Raw genomic sequence first — 17,039 nt, 5'->3', positions numbered from 1 at the left:
CCAGCCTGCGTCCATGTTTTCGGTCCTTGCTACCCACTGACATCTCTGCCAAAGGAGTCACCCCATGTCAAAGCTATATCCCAGTATCGATCCCGAGGGGCTGGTCGAGTACTCAGTGGTCTACACCGACCGCTCGCTCAACCACATGTCGCAGTCATTTCAAGGCGTGATGAAGAACATTTCCAAGACCCTGAAACAGGTCTACAACGCCCAGGCTGTCGCGGTGGTCCCGGGCAGCGGCACATTCGGCATGGAAGCGGTGGCGCGACAATTTGCCACCGATCAGCAATGCCTGGTGATACGCAACGGCTGGTTCAGTTATCGCTGGAGCCAGATCCTTGAGATGGGCAACATCCCGGCGGCCACCACGGTGCTCAAAGCCCGACCGGTCGACGCGGGTCGCCAGGCGGCCTACGCCCCGCCGCCTCTGGACGAAGTGCTGGCCGCCATTGCGGCGCAGAAGCCACAGATTGTCTTCGCTCCCCACGTTGAAACCTCATCAGGGATTATCCTGCCCGACGACTACCTGCGGGCCGTCGGCGACGCCGTGCATGCGGTGGGTGGCCTGTTCGTGCTGGACTGCATCGCCTCAGGCACGCTGTGGGTGGATATGCACAAATGCGCAGTCGACCTGCTGATCAGCGCACCGCAGAAAGGCTGGAGTGCTTCCCCTTGCTGCGCCCTGGTGATGCTCAGTGCATTGGCCCTCGAGCGCATCGAGCAGACGCAAAGCAGCAGCTTCGCCTGCGACCTGAAAAAGTGGCTTCAGATCATGCAGGCCTACGAACAGGGCGGACATGCCTACCATGCGACCATGCCCAGCGATTCCCTCGCGCGGTTTAACGAAGTGATGAAAGAGACGCAAGCCTACGGTTTCGACAAGGTCCGCGACGAACAACAGGCGCTGGGCGATCGGGTGCGCGCAATGTTGACCGGCAAAGGCATCAAAAGCGTGGCCGCAGCCGGTTTTCAGGCCCCCGGCGTAGTGGTGAGCTACACCGATGATGCCGACATCAAGAACGGCAAGAAATTTGCCGACCAAGGCCTGCAGATCGCCGCCGGAGTGCCGTTGCAATGCGACGAGCCGGCCGACTTCCAGACCTTCCGCATCGGTCTGTTCGGACTCGAAAAGCTGCGCAATATCGAGCGCACTGTCAGCACTCTCGAGCAGGCACTGGACGAGGTGATGGTTAACTAAACCGGTATTCGACACCGTTACCACAGTGGTCTGGGACATGTTGAAAACCAAGGGCGTAGACACGCGCCGCCTGATCGGCTGGGGCCGGTTACTTCTGGAAGAGGCCTGATTGATATGCAACCTTTTGATACGGTGATTCGCAACGCCCGCGTGGTAACCGCCGCGGACACGTTCACCAGCGATATCGGTATTCGTGACGGGCGCATCGTCTCCCTTGGCCTGGACCTGCCGCAAGGTCACCAGGAAATCGACGCGGCAGGCCGGCATGTCACCCCCGGTGGCATCGACAGCCACGTGCACCTCGACCAGCCGACTGGCGACGGCTCGGTGATGGCCGATGACTTCTTCAGCGGCACGGTCTCGGCGGCCTGCGGCGGCACCACCACCGTCATCCCGTTCGCCTGCCAGCAGAAGGGCGAAAGCTTGCGCTCTGCCGTCGATGACTACCATCGTCGGGCGGGTAACAAGCCGGTGATCGATTATGCCTTTCACCTGATCGTCACCGACCCCACCCCGCAGGTGCTGTGTGAAGAACTGCCGGCCTTGATTGCTGAAGGCTATACATCGTTCAAGATCTACATGACCTACGATGCGCTGAAGCTGGGCGACCGGGAGATTCTCGAGACCTTGTCGGTGGCGCGCCGTGAGGGCGCCATGGTGATGCTCCACGCCGAGAACAGCGATTGCATCGCCTGGCTTACCGAGCGACTACTGGCGGCCGGGCTGACTGCGCCGCGCTACCACGCCGCGTCGCGGCCGATGCTGGTGGAGCGCGAAGCGACCCATCGTGCCATCGCCCTTGCCGAGCTGGTGGACGTGCCGATCCTGATCGTGCACGTGTCGGGTCGCGAGGCCGTGGAGCAGATTCGCTGGGCCCAGAGCCAGGGGTTGAAGGTGTACGCCGAAACCTGCCCGCAGTACCTGTTCCTGACCGCCGACTCGCTGGGGTGTGACGACAGCTTCGAAGGTGCCAAGTGCATCTGCAGCCCGCCGCCGCGCGATGCAGCAAACCAGCAGGTGATCTGGGATGGCCTGGAGAACGGCTCGTTCGAGATTTTCTCGTCAGACCACGCACCCTTTCGCTTCGATGGCCCGGATGGCAAGAAGGCCCACGGTGAAGAGGTGTCGTTCGACCAGATCGCCAACGGCATTCCCGGTGTCGAAACCCGCATGGCACTGCTCTGGTCCGAAGGCGTGCGCAGTGGGCGCATCACCCCGCAAACCTTTGTTGCGCTGACCTCCACTAATGCCGCCAAGATGTATGGGCTGTATCCGCGCAAGGGCAGCATCGCTATTGGTGCTGATGCCGATCTGGTGATCTGGAACGAAGGTGAGTCGGTGCACCTGTGCAACGAAATGCTGCACCACAACGTCGATTACACGCCTTACGCCGGCATGACGCTGAGCGCCTGGCCGGCCATGACCTTGTCTCGCGGTGAGGTGGTCTGGGACGGCGAGCCGCGCGGTGAGGCGGGTCGCGGCCGGTTTCTGCCGTGCGAGCGCCCGGCGCCCGCGCAACTGCGCCGACGTAAGACTGAGTTGGCATTGTGAGTGCGGTCGCGCAGGTGGCTGCCACCCTGATTCGTGCTTGGCGTGAGGGGCGCCAACAACCGTTGCCAACCCTGGAACTGGCTAGCGAAGCCGAAGCCTATGCCGTGCAGCACCAGGTAGCGGATGCCCTCGGCTGGTTCGCCTCCGGGCCGCCAGCGGCCTGGAAACTGGGCGGCGCTCCGGGAGGGCTGATCAGCGCCGCCGGGGTACCGGCAATGGCGGTACACCCGTCGGGTTGGCAGGTTCCGCCGGGCGATGCCTTCGGTTTCGGGATCGAGGGAGAACTGATCGTGCGCCTGTCGCGCGACCTCGACCAGCACACTGATCTGGCCATGGCCTGTGCGGCGGTCGATGTGTGGATGCCGGGCATCGAACTGTGTGGCACGCGCTGGCTGCAGGGCGATCAGGCCGCGCCACTGCTTCGGCTGGCTGACCAGCAGCTCAACCGCGCGCTGGTACTCGGTGCACCGAAAACGCTGGGGGAAATGCCGGATTGGTCAAGACAACAGGTGGCGTTGCGGGTGGCCGGGGAACCTGAATTCGTCGGCGTTGGCAGCCATCCATTCGGTGAACCGCTGAGTTCGCTGCCGTGGCTGGCGCGTCACGCTGCAGCACTGGGCAGCCCCTTGCGAGCCGGTGACCTGGTGGCTAGTGGTAGCTGGACCGGTATCTACTGGGCGTCGGCCGGGGTGCAAGTGGAAGTTGAGTTTGCCGGGATAGGACGGGTTGCCTTGTCGACGTGATGCGTTTCAAAGGCTTGCTGATTTCCAGTTAACGGAGCCAGTCGGCGCATTGCTCCTGCTTAAAACGCGTGGGCTTTTGAGGCTTGCCTCTGGGTATTCCCTCAGGCCCCTCTCCCTACGTTGGCTTGCGAGTTGGAAGCGCTCTGCAAGACACCGCACTGTTAGAGATACGCCAGCGGCCATTCCAATCAATCAGATCCTCGTTCGCCGTCATAGCCAACCTCTCAGTTCTTTAGTTTTAGAAGCGGTTGGTTGCCCCGCGCAGCAGAGGTTCAGCTATGCGCTCCACTTTACCTTTCGTAGCTTCTCTCGCTACCGGCCAATTCCTATCTGCCACGTCAGACTGAAATCGCCCCGAGTCGCTGACCACGGATTGAGAAAGCAATGCGGCGTTGGTGGATACCTTGGTTCCAGAGTGGGTGGCTGCTCAGACAGAGTTCCTTGTTTTGAAGCGAAGCGGTCTGGTCTGTTGGCCGCGGCTCGTCAGCGGCTACGGCATCACAGGGATGCCGGCAACACTGATTGCTCAGGTTGAACGTGGGCGTTTTGAGGGTTGAGCCAGCGCCTTCGAGCGTCCCTGCCGTCGCTCGAAGGCGCTCCGGTTACTTCAGGCTGCCGCTGAGGAATTGCTGCAGGCGCTCGCTTTTGGGGTTGCCCAATACGTCCTCGGGCGCACCTTGCTCTTCGACCCGCCCCTGGTGCAGGAACAGCACCTGGTTCGACACTTTGCGCGCAAAGCTCATTTCGTGGGTCACCATGATCATGGTGCGGCCTTCTTCGGCCAGCCCCTGGATCACCTTGAGCACTTCGCCCACCAGTTCCGGGTCCAGGGCCGAAGTCGGCTCATCGAACAGCATGATCTCCGGTTCCATGCTCAGGGCACGGGCAATGGCGACCCGTTGCTGCTGACCACCCGAGAGAAACGCCGGGTATTGATCTGCAACCCGTGCCGGCAAACCGACCTTGTCCAGGTAGCGCCGGGCGCGATCCTCCGCGTCCTTCTTGCTGACGCCCAGCACCCGGCGTGGGGCCATGGTGATGTTTTCCAGTACGGTCATGTGGCTCCACAGGTTGAAGTGCTGGAACACCATCGCCAGGCGAGTGCGGATGCGTTGCAGTTCATTGGCGTCGGCCACGCGCATTCCGTGGCGATCATGGACCATTTGAATCGGCTGGTTATCCAGGCTCATGGCGCCGTCGTTGGGCGTTTCCAGGAAGTTGATGCAACGCAGAAAGGTGCTCTTGCCCGAACCACTGGCGCCGATCAGGCTGATCACATCGCCGGTCTTGGCGTTTAGCGAAACGCCCTTGAGGACTTCATGGTTGCCATAACTTTTGTGCAGGTTTTCAACGGTCAGTTTGTACATGAACAAGCATCCTGAATTTAGTGAGCCGGGCCGAGGAAAGACAACCAACGGCGTTCAGCCAGGCGGAACAGGCCGACCAGGGAGAAAGTGACTGCCAGGTAGATCAACGCGGCGAGGCCGAACGACTGGAAGGTCAGGAAGGTCGCCGAGTTGGCGTCTCGCGCGACTTTCAGAATGTCCGGAATGGTCGCGGTGAAGGCCACGGTGGTCGAGTGCAGCATCAGAATCACTTCGTTGCTGTAGTAAGGCAGCGAGCGACGCAGGGCGGACGGCATGATCACGTAGGTGTACAGCTTCCAGCCGGTCAGTCCGTAGGCTTTGGCCGCTTCGACTTCACCGTGGTTCATGCTGCGAATGGCCCCAGCGAAGATCTCCGTGGTGTAGGCGCAGGTGTTCAGGGCGAAGGCCAGGATGGTGCAGTTCATCGCATCGCGGAAGAACGCATCCAGTACCGGCTGAGCACGCACCGCGGCCAGGCTGTAAATACCGGTGTAACAAATCAGCAGCTGAATATAGAGAGGCGTACCCCGAAACAGATAGGTGTAGAACTGCACCGGCCAGCGCACCCAGACATTGGTCGAGACCCGGGCGATCGACAGCGGGATCGACATCACGAAGCCGAAGAAGATCGAAGCACTGAGCAGCCAGAGGGTCATGGCCAGCCCGGTGATGTGATTGCCGTCCTGGAACAGGAAAGGTTTCCAGTACTCCTGCAGTAGCTCGATCATCGCACGGCCTCCCGGGTGCCTGCGGCGTAGAAGATTTCCATCCGGCGCAAGACGTAGTTCGAAACGGTGGTTATCACCAGATAGATCAAGGCGGCCAGCATCAGGAAGAAGAACAGCTGATAGGAGCTCTTGCCCGCGTCCTGGGCCACTTTGACCAGATCGGCCAGGCCAATGATCGACACCAGCGCGGTGGCCTTGAGGATCACCATCCAGTTATTACCGATGCCCGGCAGGGCAAAACGCATCATTTGCGGGAACACCACGATGCGAAAGCGCTGAGCGCGGGTCAGGCCGTAGGCGGTAGCCGCTTCCATCTGCCCTCGCGGTACGGCAAGGATGGCGCCACGGAAGGTTTCGGTGAAATACGCCCCGTAGATGAAGCCCAGGGTAATGACCCCGGCACTGAACGGGTTGATCTCGATGTATTCCCATTCCATGAAATCGGTAAACGAGGTTAGCCAGGTTTGCAGGCTGTAGAAGATCAACAGCATCAGCACCAGGTCCGGCACGCCGCGAATCAGCGTGGTGTAGGCCTGCGCAGGGATGCGCAGCAGTGCTGATTTCGAAAGCTTGGCGCTGGCGCCGATCAGTCCCAGGCCAACGCTCACCAGCAAGCACAGAAAGGATAATTTGACAGTCATCCACGAGCCTTGCAGCAACAGCGGGCCGAAACCCTTAAGGCTAAAGCCTGACAGCCCAAGAATCTGCAATAGGTTTTCTAGCATTGAGCAGCCCTACCTCAATCAATAAAGTGCCCATCCGGAAATGGGCGCAGGGTGATTATTTGCCGCTGTAGAGATTCAGATCGCCAAAGTGCTTCTGCTGGACGGCCGCATAGGTGCCATTGTCGTGCAGCGCCTTGATACCTTTGTTCAGCAAGGCCTGGAGCTCGGCGTTGCCTTTGGTGAGACCCACGGCGGTTTTGGCTGGCAGTAGCGGGCTTTCGACCGGCTCGCTGACTTGGAAGTCGGCGCCTGGTGGCGACTTCAGGAAGCCCAGTTCGGCTTGCAGCATGTCCTGGATCCCAGCGTCGAGACGACCGGAGATCAGGTCAGCGTACACCTGGTCCTGGTTGGCGTAGGCCTGGGTCTCTACCCCGGCCTTGTCCAGTACGGCCTTGGCATAGGCTTCCTGAATGGTGCCTTGCTCGTAGCCGACTTTCTTGCCCTTGAGGGAGGCCGGATCGGTGCCGATGGCCGCGCCTTTCTTGAAGACCAGCGCGGTCGGGCCAGAGAACAGCTCGTTTGAGAAGTCGATAACTTTCTCACGCGCTGGCGTGGCGGTCATCGAAGAGATCACGCCGTCGAACTTGTTGGCCTTGAGGCCGGGAATCATGCCGTCGAAGTCATTTTCGACCCATTTGCACTTGACCTTCAGCTCAGCGCAGATCGCGTTGCCCAAGTCGATATCGAAGCCCACCAGGCTGCCATCGGCAGCCTTGGATTCGAATGGCGCATAAGAGGGGTCGACGCCAAAACGCAACTCCTTGTACTCCTTGGCCAGCGCAGAACCGGCAGCCACACACAAAGCTAATGCAGAAAGGGTGAGAAATACTTTTTTCATTATTTTATTCCCTGGGACCATCGAAAGCGCTTGTGACGCAAGAGCACGTGTACTGCTTGGCACAATGTCTTATGCACACGCAGATACTTGTACAGACAAGCATATGCAATCACCCGGCCAATTCGCGGATTGGACGTTTGAGAAAGCGCGTACAGCGCTCTGGTAAGGGCTTGGCAGGCAGGTGAGCGCAGGGAGTGAGGCAGCCTGCGAGGCTGTTACCAAAGCAGGTTTTTACACCCGGATGGGGTATGCGGTAACAAAGTGTGAAATTACGCGGCGTGCGCTCCAGCGGTTTACCCGAATTTTCGTTTCTACCGTCCTTCAACCCGTGAATCACGGCAAACCCCTTGCCGTCCGAATGCCTGCCCTCGGCTCGTAAGGGCGTTTACTTCGCGGGAGACCGAACGTGTTGCGACGTCGCAACGGGATGCGGTTTTTGCACCCCACCAAAGGTTGTTTTCGTCGTTGTGGGGAGGCTTGCCTGGTCGCTAAATACGGTCCGGTTGCTGTTTTCAAACCTCGGCGTCAACACATGTCGGAATTGACTCGCAGACCACGCCGTTCGTGACTTGCGGTCTGTTTTGCGGATCTTGAGATCTAACGCCTGTCCACCTGAGCCGCGACCAAATTGAACCCGTATCTAACGGTGCCAGCAGATACCTTTCGAGTTTCCTTGGCGCTTCAGGGAGCGAAGCGGTCATCATCCAGCGTCCGTTATTGGCCCAAGCTATGTGAAAACTCGAAAGGGAGACGTATCTGACAGGCAATTACGTTGCAGAGTCCACTTTTGGCTGTCGGGCGTACAGAATTTAACAATCGGAGGCTCAGATGAACTGCCCGCTTGCCTTCAAGACGGTGCATCCAAGGCGGCCATGTCGAACAGGCCATTCAATCGCGACCTGAGCAAACACGGCTAGGCGCGGGCACGCCGGTATAGTCGACTCTATTGCCTACCGTATTTCCCGGAGCCTCCATCCAGTGCCTGACTTGCCGAGCAACGCCGCCTACACAAAACGCTTCGACCTGGTACTCGCCTACATCGACGCCAATCTCGAAGGTGACTTGTCCGTGAAGACGTTGAGCGAAGTCGCGAACTTTTCGGCGTTTCACTTCCATCGCCAATTCACCGCGTTCGTGGGCGTGCCAGTTTCACGTTATGTACAACTGATGCGACTACGACGCGCGGCGCATTGCTTGTCTTCTCTGGCGAATTACTCGGTGCTGGACGCCGCTTTCGGTGCGGGTTTCGAAAGCCCCGAAGCATTTTCCAGGGCGTTCAGGCGGGCGTTCGGTATGACGCCGAGTGCATTCAGGAAGCAACCCAATTGGCAGGTCTGGAGTGCGGTGTTTACCATCCCTCATTTTTCCAGGAACATCATCATGCAGATACGAATTGTGGAGTTTCACGAAGTCAGGGTTGCAGCACTCGAGCATTGCGGAGCGCCCGGGTCCATTAATGAGAGCGTGCGTAAATTTATCGAGTGGCGCATGCAGAGCGGACAGTCGCCGGTGGCATCCAGTCGCAGCTTTGGTATTCCTTCCGGCAACCCCGATACGACTCCGGCCGAAGAGTTCCGGTTTGCAATCTGTGGCGAGATTCACGAGGCAGTAGCAGCGAATGATTTCGGCGTAATCGAGAGAGTTATCCCTGGCGGGCGCTGCGTCGTGGTGCGTCACGTGGGCTCGACGGATCACATCGGCGAATCGATTTATCCGATCTATCGCGACTGGCTCCCTACCAGCGGCGAGGAGCTTCGAGACCAGCCGTTGTTCTTCGATTATCTAAGCATTTCCCTCGAGACACCGCAGGATCAATGGCAGACCGATATATATGTACCTTTGCAATAGCGGAGCGGACATGTTGCTTCTGGTTTGGAACGATCGTCGTTGAGTTCATGAAAAAATGGGGACAGATTTTTACGTCCCCTTTTGAATGGAAAAATAAATCAGTCACTTTTTTCATTTTTTTTCATGCTGGCCTATTTCTGCCTGTTGCCACCCTAGGAAGCAATCTGCAGCGCTCTACCGATCATGGTTATCGTGGGTTTGGCAGTTCTGATTAACACGCGAACCGCTTTTCTGCCTGAATCGATAAAACATCCAATATTCCTACAGTCAGCCATCCCAAGCTCACTCTGCCAACCCAGCCCGCCGCAATCCATCCGCAAACCGTGCAAGATCCTCCGCACGCTGGATAGGCAGCCAATCCCTAAGGTTAGAAACCCGCAACAACGGATCCAGCTCTTGCAGGTGCTGCATTGCCTGCTTCGCTTTGTCCATTCGTCCGCTGAGCGCATAGCTGGCTGCCACCAGAGCCGCCGGGGCCAGCAGACTGGGCAGGTTGCCCAAGGCTTTTTCCGCCCATTGCGCAGCGAGATCGAAGCGGCCGGCGAAGAAGTGCGCGAGCGACATTCCGATTTGCATCCTGAACATTTCGGGGTCCACCGGGCTCAAGCGAACGGCATGGGTCAAGTCCTTGATGGCGCCTTCTGTTTCACCGCGCAGTGCACGCAAGATACCGCCCAGGAACCAGGCGGGGGCGAGGTTGGGATTGAGCAGGCGCGCCCTGTCGAGCAGCGCAATGCCGCCATCGACATCACCGGCCAGATGAGCGAGCGCATGCCCGCCGCGGGTCAACGCGACGGCATCATCGCGTCCGAGTGTCACCGCCAGGCGCGCGAGCCGTGTGCCTTCGGCAATTTCTGCCGGCCGGTCGGTCATCCAGCCGTTGAGCTTGCGCCAGAAGTGGCACCAGGCGGCCATGCCATAGGCCGAAGCGAATTCCGGATCGAGTTCGATGGCCGTGTAGAACATCGGCAGCGCCTCCGCGATGGCTTCACGGGTGCCGCTGTGCAGTTTTGCCATGCCTCTCAGGTAATAGTCGTAGGCGTCGAGGCTTTCAGTGGGTTTGCGTTTGGCGCGTTCGATTTCTGCCCGTTCCAGTTGCGGCGCGATGGCACCGACGACGCTTTCGGCGATTTGATCCTGCAGCTCGAAGATGTCGTCGAGCAGGCCTTCGAAGCGTTCCGCCCAGATATGCGTACCACTTGTCGCGTCGATGAGTTGCCCGGTGATGCGCACCTTGTTCCCGCACTTGCGCACGCTGCCTTCGAGCACGTAGCGAACGCCCAGCGTCTGACCGATGCCTTGGATGTCCACCGCCTGACCCTTGTAGGTGAAGCTCGAATTGCGCGCGATGACGAACAGCCAGCGGATCCGCGAGAGGGCGGCGATGATGTCCTCTACCACGCCGTCGGCGAAGTATTCCTGCTCTGGGTCGCCGCTCAGATTCTGGAAGGGCAGGACGGTAATGGAGGGCTTGTCCGGAAGGGTGAGCACGGCAGGGGGGAGTTCATTGGGGGTGAAGGGCGTGTGTTCGCCGATGCCTGGTTCGCCAGGCGCTCGCGCTTGTTCTACCTCGCCGACAAAACGGTAACCCTTGCGGGCAACCGTGCGGACAAGGCGCTGCTCTTCGCCCGTATCGCCGATGGCCTTGCGCACCGCATTGATGTGGCTGGTGATCGTCGATTCCGAGACGATCCGGCCGCTCCACACGGCCTTGAGCAGGTCGTCCTTGCTGACAACGCAATCGCGGTTGTTCACCAGATACTGCAATAGATCGAAGGTCTGTGGCCCGACGGCCACGGCTTGCCCACGCAAGGTCAATTCCCGGCGCTCTTGATCGAGCACGAAATCTTCAAACGCGAATTGCAAAGTGGGCTTCCCCTGGCAAAGCGCCTTCAACTCCGTGTCCCAGGCCGCTGGCGATATTTTAGTTGAGATTGATAATACGTCAGCTCGAAACCCCCTGCATGGTCCACGGTGAGGATGGACGAATAACCGCTTCTCTGGACGCAAATCCAAGCGTTCACGAAGGTAAATCCAAGCTTGCTGCAAGGACTTGCCGTGCACGCGCGCGCAACCTCTCTACACCGACGCAATGATTGCAGTCGACAAGTGGAGAAAAGCCATGAAGATCGTAGTTATCGGAGGCTCCGGCCTCATCGGATCGAAACTTGTGAACATCCTTCGCGAGCGCGGCCATGACGTGGTCGCCGCCAGCCCCAGCACGGGCGTGAACAGCATCACCCGCGAAGGCCTGGCCGCAGCGATGGATGGTACTGACATCGTTGTCGACGTGGCGAACGCGCCGTCGTGGGAGGACCAGGCCGTACTCGATTTCTTCGAAACATCGACACGTAACCTGCTGGCTGCCGAAGCGGCCGCCGGGGTTCGTCATCACGTAGCGCTGTCGATCGTCGGCAGCGAACGGCTTCCCGACAGCGGTTATTTCCGGGCCAAGGTCGCGCAGGAAAACTTGATCAAGGCGTCCGGCATTCCTTACTCCCTCCTGCGTGCCACGCAGTTCTTCGAGTTTGTCGAAGGCATCGTCCAGTCGTTCGCCGTCGGCGAGGAATATTGTGTTTCGCCGGCGCTGATCCAGCCGATAGCGTCCGACGACGTGGTGGCGGCGCTGGTCGATGTGGTGCTGGCAGCACCGGTCAATGGCACGGTTGAAGTCGGCGGCCCGGAAGCCATGCCGATCGACGAACTGGCCCGGCGTTTTCTGCGGGCGACCCGGGACAACCGCAAGGTCTTGCCGGACGTGCACGCACGTTACTTCGGTGCCGTGCTCAACGATCAATCGCTGGTGCCTGGCAAGAACCCACGCCTGGGCGCGATCCGCTTCGAAGACTGGATCGCTCGGTCGGCGAGCCGGTGACGGCTCGCACCCTCACATCCCTATCCACGAAGGAGCAATCCCATGGTTACCCGAATCCTGATGGCCGCCGTCTTCGCCGCGCTCTCGATCAGCGCAGCGTCCGCCGCTGAGCCGCCCCACGGCAAGGTGACGGTCGTATTCGACCGTCCCATTCCCAATCTTCCCGGCAAGAGCATGAAAGGCGTGGTCGTCGAGTATGGGCCGGGCGCCGCGTCGCCATCCCACACCCATCCGAAAACGGCCTTCATCTATGCAACCGTCCTGGAAGGCTCATTTCGCATCCACGTCAAAGGCCAGCCGGAAAAGATCTACACCGTCGGCGAAAACTTCGTAGAGGAGCCGGGCTCCGTGCACCTGGTCAGCGCCAACGCCAGCGACACCCAGCCTGCACGCCTGCTGGCAGTGTTCGTCCTCGACACCAACGAAAAGGAACTCGTCACACCGATCAAAAAGTGAGCCGGTCAACGCACTCATGAAAGTTCGACAGCCGGGCGGCAGGCTTCTGCCGCCCTTGCCGCTGACTCGGGCCCCGCAACCCCTGCCGTCGTGGCGCGGCGAAACAAGCGCAAGACCCTCGGCAAACTGCTGTGCGTCGCTGATCGAACATCATGTCGTCATCAATGGCACGGTCCTCGGCGCCAACGTCACCCCTGGGGGAAACGCGCTCATCGAACGGCTGACCACCACGGGGGTGATGCTGGCGGGGAAGGGCGTGGATCAAGTCGCCGCCGGGCGGGCAGCGACGAGTCTGCTGGGCAAAGTTGTGTCAGGTCAGGCGACGGTGATTGCTTTCGAAACGGCGTTTTTTGCCGTTGCGCTGCTGTTTGTCGTTGCCGCGCCTGTGCTGGTGGGCATCAAGATTGGGCTCTCGAAATACGCGAAGGTGCGTGCGATGCGGGCCTTAGCTGAAGTCGGAAGGGGGGTAGCCACCAACAAAATCCCTATATTGGGTCGGTTTCAGCCGGTCGTGACAGGCAGCAATCGGCCAGAAGCGATTGCTCCATGGTTCTAGCCGTCTTATTCAGGTGAAGCCTTGCGCTGTTCAGTAATCCGCCGATTAGTCGATAATTGAAATACCCCTTTGCTATCGGCACGCCCAAATGGATCAGATTCTTTCTCTTCTCTCCGATACCATTCCCAAAGCCCAAACCCTGGAGCAGCTCACGCGTCCCTTGCTGACCCTGCTCAGTAAGATAACCGGTATGGAGTCGACCTACCTGACGACCATTGATACCGACGAGGGTGTCCAGCGTGTCGAGTTCGCACGTAACGTCGGTGACATGGTCATTCCTGAAGGGCTGGTCGTGCCTTGGGCAGATACTCTGTGCAAGCGGGCGCTGGATGAGAATCGCATGTACTCGGACAATGTTGCCGAATGTTGGGGTGATTCGGAGGCCGCCGCGGCCTTGGGCATCAGAACCTACGTGAGTGCGCCAATCAGATCCCAGGATGGGCAAGTGCTGGGAACGGTATGTGCTGCCAGCTCGGATCAAGTGGCCCGCTCTGCTGACGTGGAACCCTTGCTGATGCTGCTGTCAGGGTTGCTGGGGTATTCCCTTGAACGTGGGCTGCTTGTTGAGCGACTCCAGGCTGCCAACGCCGAGTTGACCAAACTGGCCCTGACAGATCCACTCACCGGCCTGTCTAACCGGCGTGCCATCCTAAACGATGCTGCGCGCCTGTTCGCCCTGGCCCAGCGGGAGAGCAAGTACATACTCATGGGTGTCATCGATCTGGATGGGTTCAAGTTCATCAACGATACCCGCGGCCACCTGGCAGGAGACCAGCTACTGCGCGGCGTGGCCGCAAAACTGCAGCATGACCTTAGAACCAGCGACATCATCGGGCGTACTGGCGGTGATGAGTTCATCGTGATCGCCTTGGGCACACCCTCCGAACACACCGACCCGGCGAACGACATGCGACATGCCGCCGAACTGCTTCAGGATCGCCTGTCCAAAGCGACGATAGGGCGATATGAGCTGGGCCACGGTCTTGGTGATATTCAATATACCGGCGCGAGTGTTGGGGTAGTGGCAGTGATACCGGGCAGCATGACTGTGGACGAGGCCACAAAGCTGGCAGACCGCGAGATGTATAAGGTGAAACAGCAGAGAAACCGTCAACGGTTGTAGGAAAGCCGAAGGTCAGCTGTGGGGCGGATAGCGACCAGAAGCGGGCATTCAATTACGCTATTCATACATTCCCCGAGCGTGCGAAATTACCAGCCCTTCAATTTCTCTCAAAGGCAGACTCATGACCTGCACCCTGGCAGTCTCGAATATTTTAGGTCCATGGAGTGGGGATGACCACACAGGGCTAATGCAGCGCTGCAGGGAGGCATGGGACACACCTCTAGAGAGTTTGAATGATCTTATGGTCGCCACTTTTTTGAATCAGAACATCGCGACCAAACACCTGCTCATCGAGGCAAAGCGCCGCATGGAAGAAGAGGAACGAGATGGAACCGAGTACTTCGACGGCCAGCTTCTCGAAGCTATAGAGCGTCTGCAATCCGGGGAGTAATTCATCCCGACGAGTTATTGTGTTCGACACGGCATGCGCGCTGCGGTACTAGCGATGGTTGCGATAGCGTTCGGTCAAGGACTGCACGAGGATGACGTAGGATTGCGTCTCGGCGTAGGGAGGCACCCCGTTGTACTCGACCACGGATGCTTCGCCGGCGTTGTAACCTGCCAACGCCAGCACCTGGTTGCCATTGAAGCGCTTGAGCAGCCAGGCCAGGTAGCGCACGCCGCCACGAATGTTCTGTCGTGCGTCGAACGGATTGTCCACGGCGAAGCGCTCGGCGGTGGCGGGCATCAACTGCATCAGCCCCTGGGCGCCGGCTTCGGAAATGGCGTTGGGGCGAAACGCCGATTCGGCATGTATCACTGCGCGGATTAGCGCCCTGTCGACACCATAATGATCCGAAGCGGCTTCGATCTCCCGCTGGTAGGAATGGGGGTCCAGGCGCAGTGAGGCGACCTTGAAATCCTTCGGCACCCTGCACAGATAGCAGCCCTTGATGACATAGAGCTCAAGGACATCGACCCGTGCGGAGATCCCGACGGGGCGCCGGCTCACATATTGACGAATACCCCTGTGGATGAAGGTAAACACCCGAATCCGCACCGCGCCTGAGTTGTCGTCCTGCACAAGCCGTGGCAGGGCCATTGGCTTGGCGCCGACACCCGCCATACCATTCAGGCGAGTGCAGCGGGCGCTGGCGATGGCTTGGTTGGTGTAGCTGATGGCTCCGTCGTTGGCTTGGCATTTGAACATGGCGCTGGCGCACAGTGGCGCGACCAGCAAGGCCAGCTCGATACAGCCAAGAAGGCTCTTGCGAGCCCATCGCCATGCTCTGGAACTCATCACATCGCTCCGCGCCGCAGACGCCGATCAGGCCTGGGGCGCCTGGCCCGGGCGCTGCCTTGGGAGGGCCTATTCTGGGTGATCCGCCTTTTGTTCTGATAGTTATACCCCTTGTATCCGGCCTTGGAACGTGTTTCTTCACCACGCCGTCCGCATCGGTCAGGCGCACGGTGCCTTCGAGGATGTGGCACATCCCGACGCAAACGAATGTCTCCTTCTGGCCGATTCTGTTGAAAAAGTAGCTCCCCTGTCTGGCCTGCGGCAAAATTGCTTCATTGGCCGGCGGGGGATCACACAGCATGATGGGACAGTTATCGAGTGGGCAGGAGCGACTGTTTTACTCGTTCAACCTTGAAGATCACATCCCAGCCAATCACCTTCTGCGCAGCATTGATCGGTGTCTCGATCTGAGCGATTTGCGCCATCACCTCGCCGACTTCTACAGCCCGATTGGGCGCCCGTCGATTGATCCTGAATTGATGATCCGCATGCTGATCGTGGGTTATTGCTACGGCATTCGCTCAGAGCGCCGGTTGTGCGAAGAGGCCCATTTGAACCTGGCGTATCGCTGGTTCTGCCGGTTGAGCCTTGAAGATGAAGTCCCCAATCACTCGACCTTTTCCAAAAATCGACACGGCCGTTTTCGGGACAGCGATCTGTTTCGCTGGCTGTTCAACGAGGTGCTGCGTCGTTGCATGGACGCTGGGTTGGTCAAGGGCGAAGGCTTTGCCGTGGACGCCAGCATCATCAAGGCGGATGCCAGCCGGCAACGCGGCGTACCGGGCGATGAGCCGATCAACTGGAGCGATCCGGCCTTTAGCACCCGCGCTGTACGTGAGTATCTTGAGGCGCTCGATGAAGAGGCTTTGGCCGAAACGCTGCCGAAGCGCCTATCGCTGACTGATCCTCAAGCCCGCTGGACCGCAGCTCCAGGCGGCCCAGCGTTCTACGCTTACTCTACGAATTATCTGATCGATACCGAGCACGGCGTCATCATGGATGTGGAACCCACACCGGCTCATCGCACGGCTGAGGTCGAGAGTACAAAGACCATGATCGACCGGGTCGAAGCGCAGTTCGACATCAAGCCGGATCGCCTCATCGGCGATACCGCTTACGGTACAGCGCCGATGTTGGCCTGGATGGTGGAGGAAAAAGACATCGAGCCGCATGTGCCGGTATGGGACAAAACCGAGCGCAAGAACGACAGTTTTTCGAGTAACGATTTCCACTGGAATGAAGAGGCCGAGGAATACCGCTGCCCAGCTGGCAACGTATTACGCAGTGAATGGCGAGCCTTCAAGAACGAGCGTTCGCACGTCACCAAAGCCAACACCATCATCTTCCGCTCCAGACAGACCGACTGCGCGACGTGTCCGATGAAAGCCAAGTGCTGCCCGAACACGTCGTTTCGCAAGATCGCTCGCAGCGTTCATGAAGCCGCTCGTGATGTCGCTCGACGCATCGCAGCGACGCCGGAGTACGTGCGCTCTCGCCATGAACGTAAGAAGGTCGAAATGTTGTTTGCCCACCTCAAGCGCATCCTGAAATTGGATCGCTTGCGACTACGTGGCATGAGTGGCGCGACCGATGAGTTCACGCTGGCAGCCACAGTGCAGAACCTACGTCGGCTGGCCAAACTGACATCTCAAGGGCCACCAGTCACGGGATAGGTGCGCCTGCACTAAGCCAAAAACCTCAAATTAACCCAATAACGACGCAGCAAAGGTCAACGAAGGGCCGAGAAACCACACAAAGTGGTGAGTAGGCTATCCGGTGGTAGCTGTGCTT

At 59.2% G+C, this 17,039-nt stretch carries 16 protein-coding genes and 1 pseudogene; 11 read left to right on the top strand and 6 right to left on the bottom strand.

The features are described 5' to 3' along the window. Nucleotides 1-64 precede the first annotated feature (64 nt). The 4 genes from LOY55_RS18260 to LOY55_RS18245 all read left to right on the top strand — a co-directional run bounded on the left by LOY55_RS18260 (nt 65) and on the right by LOY55_RS18245 (nt 4,049). The gene (locus tag LOY55_RS18260; protein WP_258666124.1) at nt 65-1,198 is read left to right on the top strand and encodes an aminotransferase class V-fold PLP-dependent enzyme; all 1,134 of its coding nucleotides are present in this window, start codon (nt 65-67) and stop codon (nt 1,196-1,198) included. A gap of 114 nt (nt 1,199-1,312) precedes the next feature. After that, nucleotides 1,313-2,749, top strand: a complete 1,437-nt coding sequence (gene hydA / locus LOY55_RS18255; protein ID WP_109786217.1) for a dihydropyrimidinase — start codon at nt 1,313-1,315, stop codon at nt 2,747-2,749. Continuing rightward, the gene (locus LOY55_RS18250; RefSeq protein ID WP_258666122.1) at nt 2,746-3,492 is read left to right on the top strand and encodes a 2-keto-4-pentenoate hydratase; all 747 of its coding nucleotides are present in this window, start codon (nt 2,746-2,748) and stop codon (nt 3,490-3,492) included. The genes hydA and LOY55_RS18250 overlap by 4 nt, the downstream gene beginning before the upstream one ends. 395 nt (nt 3,493-3,887) lie before the next feature. Beyond that, complete coding sequence (locus LOY55_RS18245) at nt 3,888-4,049, top strand: efflux RND transporter periplasmic adaptor subunit (protein ID WP_258666120.1); 162 nt, start codon at nt 3,888-3,890, stop codon at nt 4,047-4,049. A gap of 45 nt (nt 4,050-4,094) precedes the next feature. On the opposite strand, the gene LOY55_RS18240 is transcribed toward LOY55_RS18245, so the two are convergent. From LOY55_RS18240 to LOY55_RS18225, 4 genes are read right to left on the bottom strand one after another with little or no spacing between them, the layout of a single operon-like run. Further along, complete coding sequence (locus tag LOY55_RS18240) at nt 4,095-4,859, bottom strand: ABC transporter ATP-binding protein (protein ID WP_223525118.1); 765 nt, start codon at nt 4,857-4,859, stop codon at nt 4,095-4,097. 17 nt (nt 4,860-4,876) lie between these two features. Continuing rightward, complete coding sequence (locus LOY55_RS18235; protein WP_108231581.1) at nt 4,877-5,587, bottom strand: ABC transporter permease; 711 nt, start codon at nt 5,585-5,587, stop codon at nt 4,877-4,879. Then, complete coding sequence (locus tag LOY55_RS18230) at nt 5,584-6,312, bottom strand: ABC transporter permease (protein WP_258666116.1); 729 nt, start codon at nt 6,310-6,312, stop codon at nt 5,584-5,586. Before LOY55_RS18230 ends, LOY55_RS18235 begins: the two co-directional genes overlap by 4 nt. A gap of 55 nt (nt 6,313-6,367) precedes the next feature. Then, nucleotides 6,368-7,150 (bottom strand): transporter substrate-binding domain-containing protein, encoded by a 783-nt coding sequence (locus LOY55_RS18225; RefSeq protein ID WP_258666114.1) that lies wholly within the window; start codon nt 7,148-7,150, stop codon nt 6,368-6,370. A 978-nt stretch (nt 7,151-8,128) separates the two neighbouring features. Between LOY55_RS18225 and LOY55_RS18220 the strand changes: the two genes are divergently transcribed. Continuing rightward, nucleotides 8,129-8,998 carry a GyrI-like domain-containing protein gene (locus LOY55_RS18220; RefSeq protein ID WP_223525122.1) on the top strand — a complete coding sequence of 290 codons (870 nt, stop codon included), beginning with the start codon at nt 8,129-8,131 and terminating at the stop codon, nt 8,996-8,998. A gap of 282 nt (nt 8,999-9,280) precedes the next feature. On the opposite strand, the gene LOY55_RS18215 is transcribed toward LOY55_RS18220, so the two are convergent. Further along, nucleotides 9,281-10,864 carry a winged helix-turn-helix domain-containing protein gene (locus LOY55_RS18215; protein WP_223525258.1) on the bottom strand — a complete coding sequence of 528 codons (1,584 nt, stop codon included), beginning with the start codon at nt 10,862-10,864 and terminating at the stop codon, nt 9,281-9,283. Nucleotides 10,865-11,120: 256 nt separating this feature from the next. Between LOY55_RS18215 and LOY55_RS18210 the strand changes: the two genes are divergently transcribed. From LOY55_RS18210 to LOY55_RS18190, 5 genes and pseudogenes are all read left to right on the top strand, one after another. After that, nucleotides 11,121-11,873, top strand: a complete 753-nt coding sequence (locus LOY55_RS18210) for an SDR family oxidoreductase (protein ID WP_109786196.1) — start codon at nt 11,121-11,123, stop codon at nt 11,871-11,873. Between the two features lie 42 nt (nt 11,874-11,915). Then, nucleotides 11,916-12,329 (top strand): cupin domain-containing protein, encoded by a 414-nt coding sequence (locus tag LOY55_RS18205; protein WP_223525124.1) that lies wholly within the window; start codon nt 11,916-11,918, stop codon nt 12,327-12,329. Nucleotides 12,330-12,465: 136 nt separating this feature from the next. Next, a pseudogene (locus LOY55_RS18200) lies at nt 12,466-12,774 on the top strand (MFS transporter); the annotation flags it as partial. Nucleotides 12,775-12,973: 199 nt separating this feature from the next. Further along, nucleotides 12,974-14,008, top strand: a complete 1,035-nt coding sequence (locus tag LOY55_RS18195; protein WP_258666111.1) for a sensor domain-containing diguanylate cyclase — start codon at nt 12,974-12,976, stop codon at nt 14,006-14,008. Nucleotides 14,009-14,129: 121 nt separating this feature from the next. Further along, complete coding sequence (locus LOY55_RS18190) at nt 14,130-14,399, top strand: hypothetical protein (RefSeq protein ID WP_258666109.1); 270 nt, start codon at nt 14,130-14,132, stop codon at nt 14,397-14,399. A gap of 48 nt (nt 14,400-14,447) precedes the next feature. Here LOY55_RS18190 and LOY55_RS18185 read toward each other — a convergent pair whose 3' ends face one another. Then, nucleotides 14,448-15,248: a lytic transglycosylase domain-containing protein gene (locus LOY55_RS18185; RefSeq protein WP_109786193.1), complete on the bottom strand. Its 801-nt coding sequence runs from the start codon at nt 15,246-15,248 to the stop codon at nt 14,448-14,450. A 299-nt stretch (nt 15,249-15,547) separates the two neighbouring features. On the opposite strand from LOY55_RS18185, the gene LOY55_RS18180 reads away from it, so the two are divergent. Beyond that, nucleotides 15,548-16,921 (top strand): transposase, encoded by a 1,374-nt coding sequence (locus LOY55_RS18180; RefSeq protein ID WP_258666107.1) that lies wholly within the window; start codon nt 15,548-15,550, stop codon nt 16,919-16,921. Nucleotides 16,922-17,039 lie beyond the last annotated feature (118 nt).

The organism is Pseudomonas sp. B21-040 (assembly GCF_024748695.1).
GTDB lineage: Bacteria > Pseudomonadota > Gammaproteobacteria > Pseudomonadales > Pseudomonadaceae > Aquipseudomonas.
Note: the sequence above shows the minus strand (reverse complement) of the source record. Positions and strands in the feature narration are given on the sequence as shown.